This window comes from Hyphomonas sp. UBA3601 (genome assembly GCF_002375605.1).
Taxonomy (GTDB): Bacteria; Pseudomonadota; Alphaproteobacteria; order Caulobacterales; family Hyphomonadaceae; genus Hyphomonas.
In genome coordinates this window covers 63,339-66,912 of record NZ_DFME01000107.1, presented here as the reverse complement: position 1 = coordinate 66,912, position 3,574 = coordinate 63,339, and the positions used below count along the sequence as shown (strand labels likewise).

Annotated in this window: 3 protein-coding genes and 1 pseudogene; all 4 read right to left on the bottom strand. The window is 61.1% G+C overall.

All coding sequences use genetic code 11. The features are described 5' to 3' along the window. Window positions 1-512: pseudogene (locus B4F73_RS10925) on the bottom strand (efflux transporter periplasmic adaptor subunit); the annotation flags it as partial. Between the two features lie 178 nt (window positions 513-690). Further along, window positions 691-1,668: a zinc transporter ZntB gene (locus tag B4F73_RS10920; RefSeq protein ID WP_290483256.1), complete on the bottom strand. Its 978-nt coding sequence runs from the start codon at window positions 1,666-1,668 to the stop codon at window positions 691-693. Between the two features lie 39 nt (window positions 1,669-1,707). Further along, window positions 1,708-3,222 (bottom strand): amidase family protein, encoded by a 1,515-nt coding sequence (locus B4F73_RS10915; protein WP_290479834.1) that lies wholly within the window; start codon window positions 3,220-3,222, stop codon window positions 1,708-1,710. Window positions 3,223-3,346: 124 nt separating this feature from the next. Then, window positions 3,347-3,574: superoxide dismutase family protein (locus B4F73_RS10910; protein ID WP_290483255.1), on the bottom strand; the 228-nt coding region annotated here is incomplete at its 5' end.

Here is a 3,574-nt window from a genome sequence, read left to right as displayed (position 1 = left end):
GCCCGAATCTGTGTCTTGGAAAGTTCCACCCGCGCGGCGTTCACCGAGGCTTCTGCAGCGTCGAGAGCTGCCTTCGCGGAGGCTTCATTATTGGCGGGGGCCAGGCCTTTTTCGGCCAATGTTCTTGCCGCCTCGAAATCGATCCGTGCAGCGTCGCGGCGAGCTTCAGCCTCTTCCAGACGGGCGGCGCGGGCTTCAACATCCAGTCCGCAGAGCAGCGTGCCCCGTGAGACGCGCGTACCTTCGCGCACGGGCGTCGAGGTTACGTTGCCCGCGGTTCCAGCTTTTACCGTCACCGATTTATCGGGGGCCGTCAGGCCCTTGGCCTTGAGGCGGATGCCGTGAGTTTGTGCCGAAACCGTGAAAGTGACCGCTTCGGGCGCGACCTCGCTGGCTTCCAGCCGGACATCTTCATGCTGCGTGCTGATGTCGCCCCGAATGACACTCCGGATCACGAACCAGGCCAGTAGGCCGACAAAGATAGCAATGGCAATTTTTAAGGATCGGTTCACGGTTCAGTCTTTCGCACGGCTGGCGCTGTATCAGATATAGGGCGCGGCGTCGCCTGAATAAGGTCGCCACTCGATCATAGTTAACAGCCGATTGTTGCAATCCGGCAAAGCTGGCGCGCAGATTTCAGGTTTCAGTGCAAGGTGTGATTAATAAATGCCCCGATCAGCGAGGGCAGAGTCAGATCCAGCGTCGCCAGCGGAAGATGGCCAGCATCAGGATGGTCGCCACCGCGAGCGCCCCGACCAGGATGGCAAATGCGCCGGCGCTTTGAACCCCCGGCATGCCGCCCACATTAACGCCGAAAAGGCCCGTCACGAAGCTGATCGGCAGGAAGACCGCTGACAGGATCGAGAGCACGAACAAGCGCTGGTTCATCACTTCCGCGCGTTCCTCTATCACCTGTTCCTGCAACACGGTGCAGCGGTCCCGGATCGTGTCGAGTTCTTCCGCCAGACGTGTGACCCGATCAGCGGACTCGCGGAGGAACAGCAGATCATGATCGGAGAACAAGCCGGACTGGGTGCCTTCGCGGACAAGCTGGGAAAGTGCCTCGCGTTGGGGCAAAATATAGCGACGTACCTGCAATACGCGGCGGCGCAACTCCGACAGTTTGGAGCGCGGGAGACGCGTACCAGGATCAAGCAGATCATCCTCGAACTGGTCCGCCTGTTCATCGAAACGCGACACTTCCGGTTCCATCCGGTCGGTCAACGCATCGGCAAGGGCGGCAACAAGGCCGCCCGTTGAATTGGGCGCATTGCCCTCTTTGACCTTCAGTTCGACATCGCGCGTCGCCTGGATGGGCTTGGCGCGCAACGTGATCAGAGAGCCTTCGCTGGCCCACATGCGCAAGGCCAGCATGTCTTCCAGTGCTTCGCCTTCGTTCAGGTTCATGCCGCGCAAATTGATCAGGAAACCAGCACCATGCCGGGTCGAGCGCGGGCGAGTGTCTTCCTGAAGCAGCGCCTCGGTGGCGATACGGTCCAGCCCGCTCTGGCGAGCGAGCCAGGTTCTCACTTCCGGCGACAAACGGTTGAGGTGCAACCAGTGGCGACTGAACTCATTCAATCGGCCGGAGGTCACATCCTCCCAGTTCAGCGATGCGATGGTGCCGTCAGCCGCCATTCCGTAGCCGAAAACCAGCGGCGCCGTCATTGCGTCAGTTGAGGAAACAGAGGGCGACACCATGCAGGATCAGAGCGCCGAGACTGGCGGCGTGCGCGCAATCCAGGGGCGTGTCATTTCGAGCTGCATGGCCAGTTCAAACAGCAGGCCATCCTCGCCCCGTTTGGCAGAGAACATGGAGCCGATCGGCAGGCCGCCCGACGACCATGACAAGGGCACGCTCATCGAGGCTGCGCCTGCAACGTTCATCGGCGCAGTGAAAGCGGCAAAGTTCAGAACACTCTCCATGACCGCGTCGAAATCTCCATCCGGGGCCTGTTCGCCAATCGGTACGGCGGGGCTGCCTGTTACGGGTGTGAGTAGCACATCCATGTCGCTGAACCAGTCGTCATAGACGGCTTCGAATGCCTTGAGATACGCGATCGTGTCTTCCATTTCCGACTGCCGCGCCTGGAACATGGCGGCCAGGCCGAGCGTCCATGGCTCGACGATGTCGGGCCCGATAGGCTTGCCGGAATAGGCGCTGGCCTGTTGGGCAAACTCGGCGGCGCCAGCCGCCCAGTAGAGCAGGAACTTGTCGGTGAACTCCTTGCCGTCGAGCGGAACTTTGAAGTCGATCACCTCATGGCCCAGATCCCGGCAGAGCTGCGCGACGTCCTCAAGCGCTGCGGTGGTTTCAGGGGACACGCGTGTCCCGCTGATCGAGTCCGGTGCGAAGCCAATCCGTAGCGGACGGTTCAGGGTCGATATGTCTCCGAGGGGTGCATAGGTCCCGTCATTGGTCTCCGCCACACGAAACAGCTCAATGGAATCCTGCACCGTGATGGTCACGGCATGGTTGACCGAGATATCGACAGGCGGAGCGTTGGCCGCGTCCCGCTTGTCCAGTCGGGCACGTGATGGCTTCAGCCCAAAAACACCACACGTAGAAGCGGGAATGCGGATGGATCCGCCGCCATCGCTGGCATGCGCGAACGGGACGACACGTGCGGCCACGAGGGCGGCTGCGCCGCCGGACGATCCGCCCGGAATTCGGGATAGGTCCCAAGGATTGCGGGTCGGGCCTGTTACGAGCGGCTCGGTTGATGAAATGAGCCCCATTTCGGGTGTCGTGGATTTACCGAGAGAAACGACTCCTCCCTTTCTCCACGCTGCGGCAAAGGGGGAATCCTCCTGGGAAATATTGCCCACGAAAGCGCGGCTGCCCCACATGGATTGCGTGCCCTTCCACCCGACAAGGTCTTTCATGAATGTGGGCACGCCACTGAACGTTCCCGGCGCGGGGACGGCTGCGTCGCGCAAGGCCTGGTCAAAGCTGTCGGTGGCGATCGCATTGAGATCGCCATTCACGGCCTTGGCGCGAGCGATGGCTTTTTCCGTTTCTACGAGCGAAGTGGTTTCGCCGGAGGCAATTCGGGCGGCGATGGTGAGACCGCTTTCCCAACCGGCTGGTGGGACAGCTTTTGCTGCCACGGGACCTGTCGGCACGGTGGCTGCGGCGTCGCTCGGCGTTTGTCCGCATGCCGCAAGTGTCGCGATGGCTGCCCCGCCCAGCAGAGCTTCCCGCCGTGAAAATCCAGTCATTCTATTCCTCCCAATTCCCATTTTTAGCGAAGCCTGTAACGGGAATTGGAATTTCGCAACCACCAAATCGTGGAAAAGCCGCGCGAAATTGCGCGGCTTTTCAATATTTCTGATCTGGTGGTGCCTATTGAATAACGCCGCACGCCACTCGCGCACCGGCGCCGCCAATAGGCTGGGTCATGTGGTCGTCTTCGGCCTCATGGATGATGAGCGCCGAGCCGTCTTCATCCAACAGGGAGTCGAGTGCGGTCAGGCGTGTGAACGCCTCATATCCGGCCGAACCATCTTCCGCGACCCAGATATTTGGCAGGTCGCCGGCTTCCGGTCCCTTCGGATTGAGCAGGCCATGCGC

Bases quoted from the DNA above. Each gene is read 5' to 3' on its own strand.
- B4F73_RS10920 (WP_290483256.1), bottom strand. From the start codon at position 1,668: ATGACGGCGCCGCTGGTTTTCGGCTACGGAATGGCGGCTGACGGCACC.
- B4F73_RS10915 (WP_290479834.1), bottom strand. From the start codon at position 3,222: ATGACTGGATTTTCACGGCGGGAAGCTCTGCTGGGCGGGGCAGCCATC.